This window comes from Enterococcus sp. AZ104 (genome assembly GCF_050546705.1).
Classification (GTDB): domain Bacteria; phylum Bacillota; class Bacilli; order Lactobacillales; family Enterococcaceae; genus Enterococcus; species Enterococcus faecalis.
The window spans coordinates 2,572,596-2,589,668 of sequence record NZ_CP172952.1 but is presented as its reverse complement, the minus strand read 5'-3'; the positions used below and the strand labels follow the sequence as shown (position 1 = coordinate 2,589,668).

Genomic DNA, 17,073 nt, shown 5'->3' with positions numbered 1-17,073 from the left:
TTTTTTTCTTTGTAGATAATTTTGTCTCGATACTATAACAACCACCTTTCCTATTTTATCAGAATGATATGTTTACAAATTGAACTACTAATCAAGGAATAAAAAGGAAATGAAAAAATGATGCTTCCTCTATTGTGAGTTTTATTATAATTAGATAAAATATAGATGTCAAAAAGATTAAAAAGGTTGGAGCTTTAAAAATATTGGAAAGGAGTATACAAATGAAAAAGATAACTGAACGACCAATTGTCAAAATCTTAATTAAGATTTTGATGTTTGCCCTATGTTTTATGCGGGGATAAAATTCGTTGATTTCATTTTTCCGTTAGTAGGATTTAAACAATAAGCAAAAGAAATGAACGTGGAGACAAGCACAAAGGACCGTGAACTTCGTTGCTAATAGTAAAGTATTGGTCCTTGGAAACTAAAAAGCTGTTAAAAATGACAATAAAAAATAACCGTCAACTTTGATCGAGTACGGTTATTTTTTGTAACTAAATCGGTCACCGTCTTAAACGGCTCTGCATCAGAGAGGTATGTTGAAGCATATCTCTCTTTTCGTTTTCATTATAGCACATTTTCCTAAAAAAATATATTTGAAACTAATTATTTTTTAGTTTCACATGGTATAATCTAAGTGTAGAGTAGTTAAGGCGGAGGCAAGCGCAAAGGAACATGCGCTTTGCGACGAGCATCGCAACAAAGTGAGAAGCGTAGGAGCAGAGACTTTCCTCTTTCGGTAAGGTGGTGCGTATGAGCGTACTTCCAAAATTTACGGAAAGGAGAGGCCTTTTGTCAGCATATGAAACAATTCAGACGATCCTAGGGTTTGGTATGTTTACCATTGCTTTGATTGCACTGATTGTGAAATTGCTTAAAAATGACAATAAAAAATAACCGTCAACTTTGACCGAGTACGGTTATTTTTAAATAATTCAAAAAGTCACCGTCTTAAACGGCTCTGCATCAGAGAGGTATGTTGAAGCATATCTCTCTTTTCGTTTTCATTATAGCACATTTTCCCGAAAAGTACGAATAAATTTAGCGTTAATCCGTGAAATCCTAAAAGCTATTAAAAATGACAATAAAAAATAACCGTTTACTTTGACCAAGCACGGTTATTTTTAAATAATTAACATGGTCACCGTCTTAAACGGCTCTGCATCAGAGAGGTATGTTGAAGCATATCTCTCTTTTCATTTTCATTATAGCACATTTCCCTAAAAAAATATATTTAAAACTAATTATTTTTTAGTTTCACATGGTATAATCCAAGTGTAGAGTAGTTAAGGCGGAGGCAAGCGCAAAGGAACATGCGCTTTGCGACGAGCATCGCAACAAAGTGAGAAGCGTAGGAGCAGAGACTTTCCTCTTTCGGTGAGGTGGTGCGTATGAGCGTACTTCCAAAATTTACGGAAAGGAGAGGCCTTTTGTCAGCATATGAAACAATTCAGACGATCCTAGGGTTTGGTATGTTTACCATTGCTTTGATTGCACTGATTGTGAAATTGCTTAAAAATGACAATAAAAAATAACCGTCAACTTTGACCGAGTACGGTTATTTTTAAATAATTCAAAAAGTCACCGTCTTAAACGGCTCTACATCAGAGAGGTATGTTGAAGCATATCTCTCTTTTCATTTTCATTATAGCACATTTTCCCGAAAAGTACGAATAAATTTAGCGTTAATCCGTGCAATCCTAAAAGCTGTTAAAGAGGAGAAAAACCTCTGGGCTTTTTCTCTTTGCCTATAGTCTGTTTAGCCCGCTTTTTTGTTAAAATTTATCGTAAACTTCAATTACTGAGGTGCTATTCAGCTCAGACTTACTTATTTTAATTACTTCATGGGATTCAGTTAAAGATTTCGATTGGCTCTTTCGTGGCTGATTTATTAACGATAATAAAGATTGTGGAACGTACTTTTTGTTATTCTCTTTACATGTTAACGCCACAATCATTTTGCCTGAGCGAATTGCTTTTTCATACTGTAAATTATAAAATTTTCCTCCATCGCATATTCGTACACCTGGAGAAATAAGCATTTCTAATAGAGGAATTACTTGTAATTTTTGGCCTGTGGTTCCATCATCTTTAGGTTTAATCCCGCGCAGTGAAACTTTATTATTTTTTAAAGCTCTGTAAAATTGAGTAGCCTTAAAACGAAATTTACAGCTCCCTTGTTTATCTATTTGATAATAGTCAACTCCGCATAAATGCATAAAATTCCCAGCTTCAAATTGAACGTTCATTTCTAACAATTTCTTTGTTTTCCGATGTTGATATGTATAAGTGAACATATGATTATTGAAGTTGGTGTCATAAATTAAGAACGCCTTTCTAATTGTGTCAAAATCTTTTTTCTCAATCATTAGTTTCTCCTATAAATAAAGAAGCCAAGCTTAGCTTGCCTTCTTTAAACTTCAAATATAATTCAGGTTTTTCTGTTGCTCACCAACTATTGGCTCTACGTCCAATTCTATATCGAGTTTTTCTGTTGCTCGCCAACTATCGGCTATTACTTCCGATTTCAGTATTGAGTTATTATGATGCCTGATCATCAAGAAACATCTACTTGTTTCTAATAAAAGTCTACCACAGAACCACGTTCAACTCAATCCTTTTTAATCTAATAATGGAGTGTAATGACAATAAAAAGGTCACCGTCTTAAACGGCTCTACACTAGAGAGGTATGTTGACGCATCTCTCTCTTTTCATCTACATTCTAGCATAGATACAATGTAGATGAAAAGAGGTGCCTGCTGCTAAAGGTTCTTGTCCTTCTTTAGCGATTGAGCAGTGCATCAACGCTTAGTTCAGTCATTTCAGAGACTTGCATGTCGGCTCCGATTAAGGGTTGGCTGGCCGACAAGCCGACGGCATAGATGCCCGCGGCTTTCAAGCCGTCAATGCCTGATTGTGCATCCTCAAAGCCAATGGCGTTTTGCGGTAGCACGCCAATACTGTCAGCGGCGGCTAAAAAGATTTCAGGATCAGGTTTGCCTTTGCTTAACGAGTCGGGATCGACAATTGTGGCGAAGTACGCGCGCACGCCTAATTTTTCCAAAATCAGGGGCGCGTTTTTTGAAGCCGAAGCCACGGCACAGGGAATGTGACGTGCTTGGGCTTGCTGTAGCAATGGCACGACACCAGGTAAAACATCTTCTGTTGTTAAATGTTCTAATAATTGAACGTAGTGGTCATTTTTTTGCTGAGCTAAGGCTTCTTTTTCTGCTGGAGTAAACGCATTTTCACGGTGGCCATGGGCTAAAATGCGGTCCAAGGAATCCATCCGACTAATGCCTTTTAATGTTTCGTTGAAGGTTTCGTCAATGGAAATGCCTAGCGAATCGGCCAACGCTTTCCAAGCTTGATAATGAAATTTGGCGGTGTCAGTAATGACACCATCCAAATCAAAAATAAATCCAATCGTCATTGTGGTTCGCTCCTTTATTGATAATGTACTTCTTTTGGTCGTTCGGCGGTTAACGGAATCAACGCGCCCTGAACCAATAATTGTGTGTCTTTATCTGCTGTAATCGTGACACTGGTTTGTGTTAATGAAAATTGATACGTCACGCCTTGATGAATAAACTGGAAGGCCAGCGATTGCCAATGTTCAGGTAAGTTTGGACAAATTGATAACTCGTTCTGGCGCGTGTCAACGCCTGCATACGTCGCTAAAGTAACGTGGATCGTCGCAGCCATGACCCCTGTATGAATCCCTTCAGCGGTCGTGCCACCTTGAATGTCACGATAATCGGAATACAACGCTTCTTGATAAAGTTGCCAAGATAGCTCATGGAATTGCGCCATTTCTGCCAATTGGGCATGAACAATTCGTGACAAAGTCGAACCATGAGACGTCCGTTTTAGATAATACAAAAGATTTTTTTCCAAATAATCCGCAGGCAATTGATACCCTAAATCTTCTAAAATTTGATCCACCCGAGTTTTGTCTAAGTTGTAGAACAACATTAACGTGTCGGCTTGTTTCGCCACTTTGTAATCATCGGGAGATTCTCCTTCGGCTTTTAAAATTCGATCCATGCGGTAAATATTGCCGTATTTCTCTTTCATCGCCGCCCAGTCAATTTCTTTTAAGCCGAAATACCCTTCATATTGCGCAATAATGCCGTCAGAATTAACTTCAATTTCCAGTGAATTTTGAATTTGCTGCATGCGGGCTAGATCAGCAGAAGTGGTCTGAGTTTTGGCAAAAAGTTGTGCCTGTTCTTCCTCAGAGAAAAGTGCCAAAATGTTGGTTAATTCTTCGAATAGCCAAACCACCATCAAATTCGTATAGGCGTTGTTTTTCAAGCCGCTTTCCGTTTGGTCTGGATAGCCCTCGTGAAACTCATCAGGTCCCATCACTTTATCAATAAAGAACCGTCCTGTTGCGTCATCTAACGTCGCAGCGCTGTTCCAAAATTGAGCGATTTCTAACAACATTTCGCCGCCATATTGTTTCATAAATTCATGATCCTGTGTACTATGCCAATACAACCAAGCATTGTAAGCAATCGCTAGGGACACATGCCGTTGCAGAATGCTATGATCTTCGCCCCAATGTCCATTCAACGGATTTAAGTGAAGTTTTTGCGTGGTTTCACGCCCATCACGCCCTGATTGCCACGGATACATTGCGCCACGATACTGGCTGGCCGCCGCATTTTCCTTCGCCTTCTCTAATCGGTGGTAGCGGTACAGCAACAATTGTTTCGCTGTGTCAGGATAATGTTGAATATAAAAAGGTAAAATAAAAATTTCATCCCAAAAAATATGTCCACGATACGCTTCACCGTGCAAGCCTCGGGCGGTAATCGAGACGTCCAATGCTTGCGCTTGGTTACTAAAAGGCGAAGCCGAAGCCAGCAAGTGATAACTGTGAATCCGTAAAAGTTTTTGAGACATCAAATCGCCTGTCACGGTAATGTTGGCTTGTTGCCAAAGGGTTTGCCAAGCGCGGGCGCTTTCCTGAGCGGCGGCCGCAAAAGAGTCCTTCGGCGTAAACGGTACCTGCCAACTTTGTTCGGCGTGGCTGGCTTGCACAAAGACTTGTTTTTCTAGCGTATAGCGCGTTCCTTGGTGCGCCATCACGGTCACCACTTGGGCGATTTTTTCCGCTTCTTCTTGAATCGTAATCGCTTCTTTTTCAAAAAAATCACCGGTTATCAAGGCCGTTTCTCGGACGCTCAAGTTGGATTGATTGGTACAAACCTCAATCACGGTTTTGTTTTCCTGCGCGCTTAATGCTGTCACCTGAAAATGTTTGGCTGTTAAGTTGCGATACCGCGCCACGTTATAGTTGTAGACACTGCCATCCGTGACGGTTTTCAAAGTAATCGGGGCCGAAAAGTTTAACGGCTCAAACGTATATTGCAGATGATAGTCATTCGGCTGTGCCATATTGGCGATTTTTTTCGTCGTTAATTTAATTTGCTGATTGTCCGCATCTTTCAAAATCATTTCTGCGACAAACAATCCCGTTTTCAAGTTCAATTGACGGTGTAATTGTTGTAGCGTGTCTGGGGAAATCGTTAACCAGTCAGTGGCATCGCCAATTTTTAAAGCGATGTGTTGGTTGTCAGGAGCATTGACGAAATCTTCATTTTCCACTACTTGACCCGCAACTTCCGAAGCCGCTGTATTATAAAGCCCCGCAATGTAGGTCGCTGGATAATGATCATCAGAAATCGTCATCTCAGGTGTCGTGCCGCGCAAACCTAAAAAACCATTGCCGACAGTTAACAGGGACTCCACCGCATATTCATTTTTCCCAGGCACGTAGCCATAATAGTCTAAATGCCAAGCCAGATACTGCCGTTTTTCTTCAAATGCTTCCAGCAGATTCGGTGCCGCCGCTTGTTCGGCTGCCGTTAAAAGTGGCGTGTTCAACTGTTCCGCGAATGCTTGAATCACCGCTTGCGGAACCAGCGCCAACGTTTCCTCTGGCGAAAAGAAGTCCGCTGGGAACTCAGCCACAATCCCCCCCAGAATCGGCGCAGCCTCTGCCACAATCAATTGGCACAGTTCAGGAACCGTTTCTTCGATAGTCAAGGCTTCAAAAGGGAACGTTTTTTGGTGAAGCGGTTCCAATTTATGGTTAAAAAAAGTCGTCGTTAGTTGGTTCGTTGCGAATGTTAATTCTAAAATAGTCATGTTTGGCGCCTCCTTGTGAACTTGTATAGACATGTTTCGTTTGACTACAGTATAGTATGAACGAATCAGAATTACAAGGATTTTCCCTAGATTCTTGGGAAAACTTTTCCAGAAGGGGGCAGCAATCGACTGCGCTGGGTCCGAAAAAAAGGCGGTCAAGCAGTGGTTTGGCTGGGGGAGTTTGTGGCGTAAGCAAGGCAGAAAGTGCGGGGGATTTTTCTGACCAGCTCTAGGTTTTTCGGAGGGAATATGCTATGCTTTTAGAAAAGAAATTGTTGGTAGAGGAGGATCGGCATGAACAAGTTTCATGACATATTTTTAGAATTAGAACAACAAATTGTCCAAGGCGACTATCAGCCAGGCGATTTATTACCTAGTGAAAATCAATTAGTGGAAACCTACAATGTTTCCCGTGAAACAATTCGGAAAGCCTTGAATTTACTAATTAACGCTGGCTACATTCAGAAAAAACAAGGCAAAGGCTCGATTGTGCTCAACTTTAAAAAGTTTAATTTTCCTATTTCAGGGGTGACCAGTTACAAGGAGTTACAACAAACGCAACATATTGAAAGTCATACGCATGTGGTTTCCTTAGAAGAAATTCCTGTGGAGCGCAACTTGGCTCAGTTGACTGGTTGGACGGAAGGGGCCCCTGTGTGGCGCTTAGTTCGGCAACGGGAGATTGAAGGGGAAGTCGATATTTTAGATATTGATTACTTGATTAAAGAGATTGTCCCAGAACTGCCGAAGCACCGTGCCGAAGATTCGATTTTCGATTATCTGGAAAACGACCTTGGCTTGGCGATTAGTTATGCCCAGAAAGAAATTACCGTGGAACCGCTCACAGAGATGGACAAGCAGCTGATTGGTGAAGTGGAAGGCAATCATGTCGTCGTGGTCCGCAGTATTATGAACTTGGAAGATACCCGCTGTTTTGGCTATACGGAATCTCGTCACCGCTTAAACAAATTTAAGTTTGTGGAATTCGCTCGTCGCCGTAAATTGTAAGTCTTAGTGACGAACAAATATAAAAACGGCTGTCATTAAATAAAAAATTACGGTTTTTTCGCTGCAACTGCAAATAAATGTATAAGATTTTAGGAGAAAACGTCACAAAGTTAGAGTTTGACCTCTACTTTGTGACGTTTTCTCGTTGTTTATTAAAGTATTTTTTCGGAAAAACCATTAAATAACAGCCAAAAATATCAATAAGTGTTGAAAAAAAGCCTTTAAACTAAGGGGAAACGTTGCTTTTAAAGGAAATGTTGTTTTTTTGCAAGAACTGTTCAATATTTAAAATCACAGACAAGGGGGAATCTTGTATAATAAAGCCATAGCTTCAGCAGCGCCGAAGAAACAACTAGGGCGCACTGGGAATTCAGGATGTTAAAGGAGATGTACATATGAAAAAGAAAATAATGGCAAGTTTATTGGTTGGTAGTGCCGTAGTTGGTGCAAGTTTGGCACCACTTTCAGCACAGGCGGTGACGACAGGGAATACGCCGGTATCTGTGGGGATTGGTGGAGGTGCGTTGCCAGATCATGGTAGTGATGTTATTGAGGTAGACCCAGATCCAAATGCGCCTAATACGGATTTTGATTTACTAGCAATTCCGAAAAGTTTAAACTTTTCTCCTGTGAAGATTGGCGACGATTTATCTGCGATTAAGTTACTCCCTGGCGAAAGGGGTAGAAGTGTTATGGTCGGAGACTTACGTGGAACCAAAGAAGGTTGGCATGTAACAGGGGAAATATCGGGAATGACTAATCCTAATAGCACCGAGCAATTAGAGGGATCTATCAGACTAGTTCCTCGTACTGTATATGCACGATATATTATTTCATCTGGAACAGGACTTTATATAACCGAAACTTCTCAAAATGGAATAGATATTGCTAATAATCCAGTAGCACCTGTCTCTAATGAAGCGAACTTGAAGCTTGGTGGCGGGGCTTCCACGTTAATGTCAGCATCTATTGGTAAAGGTCAAGGAACATGGGCAGCAAATTTAATGGATGTTGATTTGAACGTCACAACACCGACTCAAGAACTTAAAAAAGGTGCCTATATAGGCTACATTACCTGGAACCTCGTCGCAGGACCATCTATCTAAATACAAGAAATAAAAGAATCAAGTACAGAACAGCAATCGTCACTTTGCTGTTCTGTACTTTATAGACGAATTGAAAGCAAAGGAGCGTACATAGATGAAAAAGAAAATCATGGCAAGTTTATTGATTGGTAGTGCCGTAGTTGGCGCTAATTTGGCTCCCCTTTCAGCGCAGGCGGTGACGACAGGGAATACGCCAGTCCAGGTGGAGTTTGGTGGAGGGACGTTGCCAGATCAAGATAGTAATAATGGTTCGACAACAGATCCTGATTTAGAATCTTCTAATACTAATTTTGATATATTAGCTATTCCCAAAAGAACGGCGTTTGAAACAGGTAAAATTGGTTCGGATTTGTCTGCCTTGAAATACTCCGTAGGGACTTATCCAGATGTATATGTGGGTGATTTGCGTGGTACAAAAGAAGGCTGGCATTTAACGGCAGAAATTCAGCAAATGGTGAATGGGACAGATACTTTATCAGGAGATATCAACTTTGAATTAATTAATTATTATGCTGAGTTTAGAACAGCAGTTAATACTGAAGGTATTGAAACTGGTTGGTATTCATTGACTTCAACTTTAAATGGGAAGAATATTGCTAATGATGCTACAGCACCGACAGCAGTGGGAACAAATATAAAAATTGGTGGTGGCGCTTCTACTATTACCTCAGCAGGAGTTGGAAAAGGTCAAGGATTATGGGGTGTACGATTTAATAAAACTACTTTAAACGTTACCACACCAATGCAACAACTTAAAAAGGGTGCCTATACAGGGACTGTTACCTGGAACCTCGTCGCAGGACCATCAATCTAAGGCAAAACAAAAAAGTCATCCCCTCAGGATGACTTTTTGCTTATTTCTCTGTGAAGGTGCTGTCTGTTTTGACAGTTTCAGCAGGCGGTGTTTGCGCCGCTAGCAAGTCGCGAATTTCTTTTAAGTAATCTTCGCTCGTTGGTACCACTTCTTCTTCTGCCGCTTCTTCTTTTTTGCCGCGGTTTTTCATTTTGTTGGCCGCTTTGACAATCAAGAAGAGGACGAAGGCCGTAATTAAAAATGTAATAAGTGCACTAATCACGCTACCAATATTGAATTCAACGCCTTCGACTTTATAAACAAGGGCACCCAATGCATCGTCGGCGCTCTTTTTCCCAGTCGTCAAGACAAAAATCAGACTAATTAACGGGGTAATCAAGCCTTCCACCACTTGTGTCACAATCGCTGTAAACGCACTACCAATGACAACACCAACGGCTAGGTCTAAGACACTCCCGCGCATGATAAACTCTTTAAATTCTTTAATCATTCTTTTTTCCCTCCTCACTTTAAAAACAGTATACCGAATCTTCTTGAAAATTTGAACTGAAAAACTCTTATCATTCAGAAAGCACCTGAAGCTGTGTTATAATGGAGCTATTGGAAAAAACATTAAAAAATGCTTTAGAATTTACGCGATACATATATTTCACAGCATTCTTTAGGTAAGATGAAGCAAATGAAGGAGCGATGCGGCAATGTCTGTTCAATTAGTTAAAGGCGTGAATTTACACGTCATTCCTACAGAAAAATATAAAACGGTGCGTCTTTTAGTCCGCTTTAATACACGATTAAATCATGAAACCATTACAAAAAGAACGCTGTTGTCCAGTTTGATGGAAACCAACAGCTTGAATTACCCGAATCAAGTCAAGTTAAGTGAGCGTTTGGCGGAACTTTACGGTGCCAGCTTTGGGATTGGTGTTTCCAAAAAAGGCAATCAACATTGGTTTAATATTTCTATGAACATTGTCAATGATCATTATTTACAGGATAGTCAGGTTCTCGCCGAAGCGGTGGACTTTTTGAAGGAAATTATTTTTGCCCCCAATATTCAAGCGGGCCAATTCGAGGCGGAAACCTTCCAACGGGAGAAAGAGAACTTGAAAGCGTACTTGGAAAGTATTGTGGAGGATAAGCAAACCTATGCCTCTTTGGCGCTTCAAAGTGTCTATTTTAATCAATCGGAGGATCAAAAAATTCCTAGTTTCGGGACCGCTGCGGCGTTAGCTGAGGAAACAGCGGCGTCATTAGCGGCATATTATCAAAAAATGTTGGCGGAAGATCAAGTGGATATTTTTGTTTTAGGTGATGTCAATGAGGCGGAGCTAGTGCCGTTATTCAAGCAATTACCGTTTACGCCTCGTGAAGAAGGCAAAGCCGCGATTTTCTACAATCAACCAATTCGCAACGTGATTGAAGAGCGGACCGAGCGTGAGGTGTTAGCCCAATCGAAATTAAACTTGGCTTACAACACGGATATTTATTATGGCGATAGCTATTATTTTGCGTTGCAAGTGTTTAATGGGATTTTTGGCGGTTTCCCGCATTCTAAATTATTTATGAATGTCCGTGAAAAAGAACATTTAGCGTATTATGCTTCTAGTAGTATCGACACTTTCCGTGGCTTCATGACGGTTCAAACAGGGATCGATGGCAAAAATCGGAATCAGGTCTTGCGTTTGATTTCGACAGAATTGGAAAATATTCGCTTAGGTAAGATTAGCGAATTAGAAATTGAACAAACGAAAGCAATGCTAAAAAATCAGTATATCTTAGCGTTAGATAATGCAGGCGCGTGGCTGGAAAAAGAATACTTGAACGAATTAATGCCGCAGACGATGCTGACGGCGGAGGAATGGATTGCGCGGATTAATGCCGTAACCATTTCAGAAATCCAAGAAGTGGCCAAACGCTTGGAACTTCAAGCGATCTTCTTTTTGGAAGGAGAAACGGAAAATGATTAAAAAAGACTATGCACAAATTAAAGAAACATTGTATACAGAAACACTGGCGAATGGGTTAAAAGTTTACCTATTGCCGAAAAATGATTTCCAAAAAACGTATGGCTTGTTTACGACCGATTATGGTTCCATCGACAATACGTTCGTGCCAATTGGTCAAGAGGAAATGATTGAAGTGCCTGACGGAATCGCCCACTTTTTAGAACATAAAATGTTTGAAAAAGAAGATGGCGATGTCTTCCAAAAATTTGGGCAACAAGGGGCTTCAGCGAATGCCTTTACCAGTTTTACGAAGACGAGTTATTTGTTTTCAACGACGGATCAAGTGACACAAAATCTAGAAACGTTGCTTGATTTTGTGCAATCGCCGTATTTCACGAAGGAAACGGTCGAAAAAGAAAAAGGCATCATTGGACAAGAAATTCAAATGTATTTAGATGATCCTAACTGGCGCTTGTTCTTTGGGATTTTAGGCAACCTTTATCCGAAGCATCCATTGCATATTGATATTGCCGGCACAGTGGCAAGTATTGCGGAGATTACCGCAGAGGATTTGTATACATGCTACAATACGTTTTATCATCCAAGTAATATGACCTTATTCGTGGTAGGGAAAATGGACCCTGAAGCGTTAATGGCCTTCATTCGTGAAAATCAAGCGGCGAAAGAGTTTCCTGCCGCCCAACCTATTCGTCGGCATTTCCCTGAAGAAACAGCTGCTGACATTGTCAAAGAGAGCGCCATTGAAATGGCAGTCACACGGGCAAAAGTGCTTGTTGGCTTGAAAGGCTTAGATGAAGTGCCAACAACGGGTCGTGACTTAATGAAATATCAAGTCACCGTGAACTTGTTGTTACAATTATTGTTTGGTAATACCTCTCAAAACTATTTGGCTCTTTATGATGAAGGCTTGTTAGATGATAGTTTTAGTTATGACTTTAATTTAGATCGCAGTTTCCATTTTGCGGATATTGGCGGTGATAGTGAGCAACCAGAAGTCTTAGCAGAACGAATTGAAGCTATTTTATTATCTGCCACAACAAGTCCAGAATTAACGGAAGAAAATTTGTCCTTATTGAAGAAAAAAATGATTGGTAAATATTTCCAATCCTTAAACTCTTTAGAGTATATCGCCAACCAATTTTCACAATCATTGTTTGGGGAAACCACGCTGTTTGATAAGATTGAAGTCATTGAAAGCATTCAATTAGCCGACGTCCGCCAAGTAGCAGAGACCTTTATTCGTGAAGAAGGATTGAGCCGTTTCTACATGTATCCTAAAGGAGAAACCGAGCAATAAACCAACTGTTTAAGAAAAAGAAAAATCTTTGAAATCTTTCAATTTTGTTATCCTCAGTTGGCTTCTTTTGTGGTATTCTTAAAGGACGGGAATGTTTTCCTTGGCAATTGAAAAAGACTGATGAGACAATCGATAAATTAACAAAATAGACTGGAGAAGATGGACGAGTGGCCAGCGTAAATATTGGAGAAACACTAAAAGAAGCAAGATTGCAGAAGAACATCTCAATTGATGAACTGCAACAAATGACAAAAATTCAAAAAAGATATTTAGAAATTATTGAACAAAACGATTTTGAGTCCTTACCAGGCACCTTTTATGTGCGGGCGTTTATCCGCCAATATGCAAGTGCGGTCGGCTTAGATGGCAATCAATTGGTAGATATCTATGATGGCAAAGAACCAGCAATTGTCGAAGAACCCAAGCCAGTGTATGAAGAGCTTGAAGGATCACGTAAGCAATTGCATGACGAAGAAAAGCAATCCAGTTGGTTACTGCGGAACTTACCAGCCATTGCCTTTTCGTTAATTGGTTTAGCCATTGCGGTCGTAGTGCTGTATATTATGTGGCAAGATCAAAAAGCCGAACCGATTATTCAAACACCGGCAACTAGTGCCAGTGTGGAAAAACCCAAAGAATCAAGTCAAGCCCCAGAAAGTAGCACACAAAGTAGTACACCGCCGTCTTCTTCAAGCGAACCAGAGAAGAAAACAGCTGTGGCTGTGGTGAGCGATGCTAACAATCAAGTGACTGCAACGGTTAAAGATGCGAATAGTCCAATCAACATTACCTTTAAAGGGACTGAAGGCTCTTGCTGGATTGGCGTGATGGTCGATGGCAACTATACGTACCAACACACCCTGCAAGCAGGAGAAACAGAAACAACAGCTTTACCTGCGAATGCCGCCAATGCAACACTGATTCTAGGCGCCTCAAATAACGTCGCCATTCAAGTCGATGGCGCCGATTTAACACTGGAAAAAACGCCAGTTTTAATTCGTAAGGATGTTACATTAGGGATTACGTATCGTTAGAAATGGTGTAAGAAGAATCTGGATAAACTGTCAAACGGCAATTATTCCAGATTCTTTTCTTTTATAATTAACAGCGAATGGTTAAAAAGACGACAATAATAATTCAAGAGAGAAGGGGTTATCAATGCTTAAAATAGTTAATAAAAAATTTAATCTTATCACCATATTTTCAATCGCTCTGTTGGTCATGGGCTTCTTGATTGTTGGCTTACAACTGTATTTCTACTTTATCTATGGTTCTAAATTTTTAGACAGTATCACATTGATTGGAATGATTGATTTCGGTTTAGGCTATTACCAGCTCTTTCTAAAAAAAGGCAAGAATATTTCTGAATAAACGGTCAAACGGCAATTATTCCAGATTCTTTTCTTTTTTTCGTGACACTGCCAGCAAGATAACGTAAAATAGAACAGGAGAAGGAAGGGGCAATTGAAGTGAATTTACCAAATAAATTAACAGTTTTAAGAATATTTATGATTCCGATTTTTATTATTATTGTGTCGGTGCCAATGGACTGGGGAACGATTAGTTTTGGCGACACAACGTTAGCCGTTACCCAATTAGTGGGCGCGATTATTTTTGCAGTTGCTAGTTTTACAGACTGGTTGGATGGCAAAATTGCCCGTGCACAAGGCTTGGTGACGAACTTCGGAAAATTTGCGGACCCATTAGCGGACAAAATGCTAGTGATGACCGCTTTTATCGTCTTAGTTGGTCAAGGCAAAGTACCTGCTTGGATTGTAGCAATTATTGTTTGTCGTGAATTGGCAGTAACTGGTTTACGGTTGTTATTAGTCGAACATGGCGAAGTAATGGCAGCAGCTTGGCCAGGAAAAGTAAAAACAGCTACCCAAATGGTTGCAATTATTTTACTATTCATTAACAACATTCCATTTTCAGCACTTCATCTACCACTAGATCAAATCATGCTATATGCCTGCTTGATTTTCACCATTTACTCTGGTGTTGATTATTTTGCTAAGAATAAAGATGTTTTTAAAGGTTCGATGTAAAGAGAGAATCAAAACGCTTGGCTTGTGCCAAGCGTTTTTTTAGTATTCATGATTGAATCGGCAAATAGATTTTTAAGTAGAGGAACAGATGAATCGATAAAACAAATCGGCAATTTCTGTATGCTATTTTTCATTTTGGTTATATCTACATATAAATAATTAGTTTGTTGTTGACAAAGTAAACTAAATAGATTACTATTTAGTTCGTTAACTTATATATAAACTAAATAAATTTTTTGGAGGAAATTATGAAAAAAACAGATATTTTAAATAAACTATTAAAAATTGCTCAACAACCTTACTTAATCTTTGCTTCTAGCATAGAGGAGAAACCAGATAACACTTTTGAAACGTTAAAATTGCTTGCTTCTGAAGAAAATGTAACAGCTGGAAGAATCGCTGAATATTTAGATATAAAACCTTCTAGTGTGACACAAATCATAAAAAAATTAGAGTCTGTTAAAGCAGTTAAACGAGTCAGAAATGAATCAGATGCTCGGGTCACATTCGTTGTATTGACCGATAAGGGACGAGAAAGTTTAAGTACTCAAGGAAATATTTCCAATGGATTTAATGAAGAAATGTTTAAGGGCTTTTCAGAGGAGGAACTAGAGTCTTTAAATAATTATTTAGAACGTATAGAAAAGAATATTTCTAGTGAAGAATTTTTAGATAAAATTGAAACAATTTTTGGCGACGATAAAAATTGGGAACATTTCAGAAAAATATCAGCTAGATATGGTAGAGCTAGAGAACAGATGATGGGACATGATGGCTTTGGTAGATTTGGTGAATTCAATGGTGAATACGGTGGCTTTGAAGGATGGAAGAGAGGTCGGAGAAGATAATGGCAGTAGGTGGAGGTGGCAAAAATAGTCATGATTCTATCCGAGCAGATAAAACAAAATTTTCGTTTAAAGAATTTTTAGGCTTAATCAAGATGACAGAGCCTAACTATTTACTGCTTGGCATTGGGATGATATTTCTTGTGATTTCTTCTAGTATCCAAGTGTACGTTCCAAAACTTGCTTCAAGTTTAGTCAATAATTTTCAAAAGGGGGTAGATTATAGTTTATTAGGTAAAGTTGTTGGATTATTTATATTTTCAGCACTCGTTTCTGCATTAGGAGGGACAATTTTAGGTATTTTTGGTGAAAATGTCATCCAAAATATGCGTAAACGCTTATGGAATAAATTAACTATTCTAAAAGTTTCTTATTTTGACTCTGTTAAAGCGGGTGAAATATCCAGCCGGGTCGTAAATGATACTAATCAAGTTAAGCAATTGTTAGCCGTTACTTTTCCTCAAACAGTTGCCAGTGTGATTACAGTTATTGGTACGGTATATATGATGATTAAAATGGATTGGCATATGTCGCTTGCTATGGTAATTGCTGTTCCTGTTGTAATCCTTTGTATGATTCCAGTAATGGCATTTGGTTCAAAAGTTAGTCACATTCGCCAAGATGCTATGAGTCAATTTAACGGACTTGCTACTGAAACGTTGAGTGAAATTCGTTTAGTCAAAACTTCTAATGCTGAATCTCAGGCGCAGGTTCGTGCTGCAAATGAAGTGGATCGGTTATTTAATGTAGGGAAAAAAGAAGCAATATTTGATGCATCTATGCAACCAATTATGATGATGGTCTTTATGAGCATGGTATTTGGGCTATTAGCATATGGGATGCATCGAATTGCCATTGGTGTGATGACAATCGGAACATTGATGAGTTTCTTAATGTATCTATTTAATCTTATTGGCGCCATGCCAATCATTGCGACGTTATTTTCTGAAGTAGCTAAAGCAGCAGGATCAACGCGACGAGTGCAAGAATTGTTATCTAGAGAACCTGAAGACTTTGAAAGTGGACAAGATATTGATTTATCGGAAAAGACTTTATTAGTTAAAAATGTAAAATTTTCTTATGAAGATGCACCAGAGGAACCTATCTTAACAGACATTTCTTTTACTGCTCAGCCAAACCAAGTAATTGCTTTTGCTGGCCCATCAGGTGGCGGGAAATCGACGATTTTTAGTTTAATTGAAAGGTTTTATGAACCTACAGAAGGACAAATTAAATTTGGAGATATTGACATAAAAGATATCAAATTATCAGATTATCGTCGTCAAATCGGCTTTGTATCACAGGATTCTGCGATTATGGCAGGGACAATCAGAGATAATCTAACGTATGGCTTAGCAGAAAACTTCTCAGATGAACAACTATGGGATGTCTTGGAACTAGCATATGCGCGAAAATTTGTAGAAGAAATGCCAGATAAATTGAATACGGAAGTCGGTGAACGTGGCGTTAAAATTTCTGGAGGACAAAGACAGCGTATTGCAATTGCTCGTGCATTCTTGCGGAATCCCAAGATTTTAATGTTAGATGAAGCTACTGCTAGCCTAGATTCAGAATCTGAGATGAAGGTCCAAGAGGCATTGTCTAATTTAATGAAGGGCCGAACGACATTGGTTATTGCCCATAGATTGTCGACAATTGTTGATGCGGATAGCATTTACTTTGTTGAAAAAGGGAAAGTAACTGGTTCAGGAAAACATGATGAGCTAGTAAGTAAACATAAAACTTACGCTAAATATGTATCCGAACAATTTAAAGTAACGGAATGAACGAAATAAGCAAACTTAAAATGAAGCTAAGACAACACATG

16 protein-coding genes are annotated in these 17,073 nt (G+C 39.4%); 12 read left to right on the top strand and 4 right to left on the bottom strand.

Annotated features, from left to right (window positions below; all coding sequences use genetic code 11):
• Nucleotides 1-753: 753 nt before the first annotated feature.
• Complete coding sequence (gene pepG1 / locus IGJ37_RS12375) at nt 754-897, top strand: type I toxin-antitoxin system toxin PepG1 (protein WP_002392696.1); 144 nt, start codon at nt 754-756, stop codon at nt 895-897.
• A 494-nt stretch (nt 898-1,391) separates the two neighbouring features.
• Entirely contained in the window at nt 1,392-1,535 is a 144-nt protein-coding gene (gene pepG1, locus IGJ37_RS12370; RefSeq protein ID WP_002392696.1) for a type I toxin-antitoxin system toxin PepG1, read from the top strand.
• Nucleotides 1,536-1,775: 240 nt separating this feature from the next.
• Here pepG1 (IGJ37_RS12370) and IGJ37_RS12365 read toward each other — a convergent pair whose 3' ends face one another.
• The 3 genes from IGJ37_RS12365 to IGJ37_RS12355 all read right to left on the bottom strand — a co-directional run bounded on the left by IGJ37_RS12365 (nt 1,776) and on the right by IGJ37_RS12355 (nt 6,193).
• A complete protein-coding gene (locus tag IGJ37_RS12365; RefSeq protein WP_002385181.1) occupies nt 1,776-2,369 on the bottom strand; it encodes a PBECR4 domain-containing protein in 594 nt (197 codons plus the stop codon).
• Between the two features lie 414 nt (nt 2,370-2,783).
• Complete coding sequence (gene pgmB, locus IGJ37_RS12360; RefSeq protein ID WP_002354875.1) at nt 2,784-3,434, bottom strand: beta-phosphoglucomutase; 651 nt, start codon at nt 3,432-3,434, stop codon at nt 2,784-2,786.
• A gap of 14 nt (nt 3,435-3,448) precedes the next feature.
• Complete coding sequence (locus IGJ37_RS12355; RefSeq protein WP_252671606.1) at nt 3,449-6,193, bottom strand: glycoside hydrolase family 65 protein; 2,745 nt, start codon at nt 6,191-6,193, stop codon at nt 3,449-3,451.
• Nucleotides 6,194-6,454: 261 nt separating this feature from the next.
• Here IGJ37_RS12355 and treR point away from each other — a divergent pair, with 261 nt between their 5' ends.
• From treR to IGJ37_RS12340, 3 genes are all read left to right on the top strand, one after another.
• Complete coding sequence (treR, locus tag IGJ37_RS12350; RefSeq protein WP_002354877.1) at nt 6,455-7,168, top strand: trehalose operon repressor; 714 nt, start codon at nt 6,455-6,457, stop codon at nt 7,166-7,168.
• 395 nt (nt 7,169-7,563) lie between these two features.
• Nucleotides 7,564-8,274 carry a WxL domain-containing protein gene (locus IGJ37_RS12345; protein WP_252671605.1) on the top strand — a complete coding sequence of 237 codons (711 nt, stop codon included), beginning with the start codon at nt 7,564-7,566 and terminating at the stop codon, nt 8,272-8,274.
• 94 nt (nt 8,275-8,368) lie between these two features.
• Nucleotides 8,369-9,088 (top strand): WxL domain-containing protein, encoded by a 720-nt coding sequence (locus IGJ37_RS12340; protein ID WP_252671604.1) that lies wholly within the window; start codon nt 8,369-8,371, stop codon nt 9,086-9,088.
• A 40-nt stretch (nt 9,089-9,128) separates the two neighbouring features.
• On the opposite strand, the gene mscL is transcribed toward IGJ37_RS12340, so the two are convergent.
• Complete coding sequence (gene mscL, locus IGJ37_RS12335) at nt 9,129-9,578, bottom strand: large conductance mechanosensitive channel protein MscL (protein WP_002354883.1); 450 nt, start codon at nt 9,576-9,578, stop codon at nt 9,129-9,131.
• A gap of 208 nt (nt 9,579-9,786) precedes the next feature.
• Here mscL and yfmF point away from each other — a divergent pair, with 208 nt between their 5' ends.
• The 7 genes from yfmF to IGJ37_RS12300 all read left to right on the top strand — a co-directional run bounded on the left by yfmF (nt 9,787) and on the right by IGJ37_RS12300 (nt 17,032).
• Nucleotides 9,787-11,055, top strand: coding sequence for an EF-P 5-aminopentanol modification-associated protein YfmF (gene yfmF, locus IGJ37_RS12330; RefSeq protein ID WP_252671603.1), 1,269 nt, complete (start codon nt 9,787-9,789; stop codon nt 11,053-11,055).
• A complete protein-coding gene (gene yfmH, locus IGJ37_RS12325; RefSeq protein ID WP_002380969.1) occupies nt 11,048-12,352 on the top strand; it encodes an EF-P 5-aminopentanol modification-associated protein YfmH in 1,305 nt (434 codons plus the stop codon). The genes yfmF and yfmH overlap by 8 nt, the downstream gene beginning before the upstream one ends.
• Nucleotides 12,353-12,519: 167 nt before the next feature.
• A complete protein-coding gene (locus IGJ37_RS12320) occupies nt 12,520-13,386 on the top strand; it encodes a RodZ domain-containing protein (RefSeq protein WP_002360992.1) in 867 nt (288 codons plus the stop codon).
• A gap of 124 nt (nt 13,387-13,510) precedes the next feature.
• Nucleotides 13,511-13,723, top strand: coding sequence for a hypothetical protein (locus IGJ37_RS12315; RefSeq protein WP_023894764.1), 213 nt, complete (start codon nt 13,511-13,513; stop codon nt 13,721-13,723).
• Between the two features lie 98 nt (nt 13,724-13,821).
• Nucleotides 13,822-14,400, top strand: coding sequence for a CDP-diacylglycerol--glycerol-3-phosphate 3-phosphatidyltransferase (gene pgsA, locus IGJ37_RS12310; RefSeq protein WP_002365382.1), 579 nt, complete (start codon nt 13,822-13,824; stop codon nt 14,398-14,400).
• Nucleotides 14,401-14,648: 248 nt separating this feature from the next.
• Nucleotides 14,649-15,248 carry a MarR family winged helix-turn-helix transcriptional regulator gene (locus IGJ37_RS12305; RefSeq protein ID WP_109537544.1) on the top strand — a complete coding sequence of 200 codons (600 nt, stop codon included), beginning with the start codon at nt 14,649-14,651 and terminating at the stop codon, nt 15,246-15,248.
• Entirely contained in the window at nt 15,248-17,032 is a 1,785-nt protein-coding gene (locus IGJ37_RS12300) for an ABC transporter ATP-binding protein (protein WP_010821161.1), read from the top strand. Before IGJ37_RS12305 ends, IGJ37_RS12300 begins: the two co-directional genes overlap by 1 nt.
• Nucleotides 17,033-17,073 lie beyond the last annotated feature (41 nt).

Bases quoted from the DNA above. Each gene is read 5' to 3' on its own strand.
- pepG1 (WP_002392696.1), top strand. From the start codon at position 754: ATGAGCGTACTTCCAAAATTTACGGAAAGGAGAGGCCTTTTGTCAGCA.
- pepG1 (WP_002392696.1), top strand. From the start codon at position 1,392: ATGAGCGTACTTCCAAAATTTACGGAAAGGAGAGGCCTTTTGTCAGCA.
- IGJ37_RS12365 (WP_002385181.1), bottom strand. From the start codon at position 2,369: ATGATTGAGAAAAAAGATTTTGACACAATTAGAAAGGCGTTCTTAATT.
- pgmB (WP_002354875.1), bottom strand. From the start codon at position 3,434: ATGACGATTGGATTTATTTTTGATTTGGATGGTGTCATTACTGACACC.
- IGJ37_RS12355 (WP_252671606.1), bottom strand. From the start codon at position 6,193: ATGTCTATACAAGTTCACAAGGAGGCGCCAAACATGACTATTTTAGAA.
- treR (WP_002354877.1), top strand. From the start codon at position 6,455: ATGAACAAGTTTCATGACATATTTTTAGAATTAGAACAACAAATTGTC.
- IGJ37_RS12345 (WP_252671605.1), top strand. From the start codon at position 7,564: ATGAAAAAGAAAATAATGGCAAGTTTATTGGTTGGTAGTGCCGTAGTT.
- IGJ37_RS12340 (WP_252671604.1), top strand. From the start codon at position 8,369: ATGAAAAAGAAAATCATGGCAAGTTTATTGATTGGTAGTGCCGTAGTT.
- mscL (WP_002354883.1), bottom strand. From the start codon at position 9,578: ATGATTAAAGAATTTAAAGAGTTTATCATGCGCGGGAGTGTCTTAGAC.
- yfmF (WP_252671603.1), top strand. From the start codon at position 9,787: ATGTCTGTTCAATTAGTTAAAGGCGTGAATTTACACGTCATTCCTACA.
- yfmH (WP_002380969.1), top strand. From the start codon at position 11,048: ATGATTAAAAAAGACTATGCACAAATTAAAGAAACATTGTATACAGAA.
- IGJ37_RS12315 (WP_023894764.1), top strand. From the start codon at position 13,511: ATGCTTAAAATAGTTAATAAAAAATTTAATCTTATCACCATATTTTCA.
- IGJ37_RS12305 (WP_109537544.1), top strand. From the start codon at position 14,649: ATGAAAAAAACAGATATTTTAAATAAACTATTAAAAATTGCTCAACAA.
- IGJ37_RS12300 (WP_010821161.1), top strand. From the start codon at position 15,248: ATGGCAGTAGGTGGAGGTGGCAAAAATAGTCATGATTCTATCCGAGCA.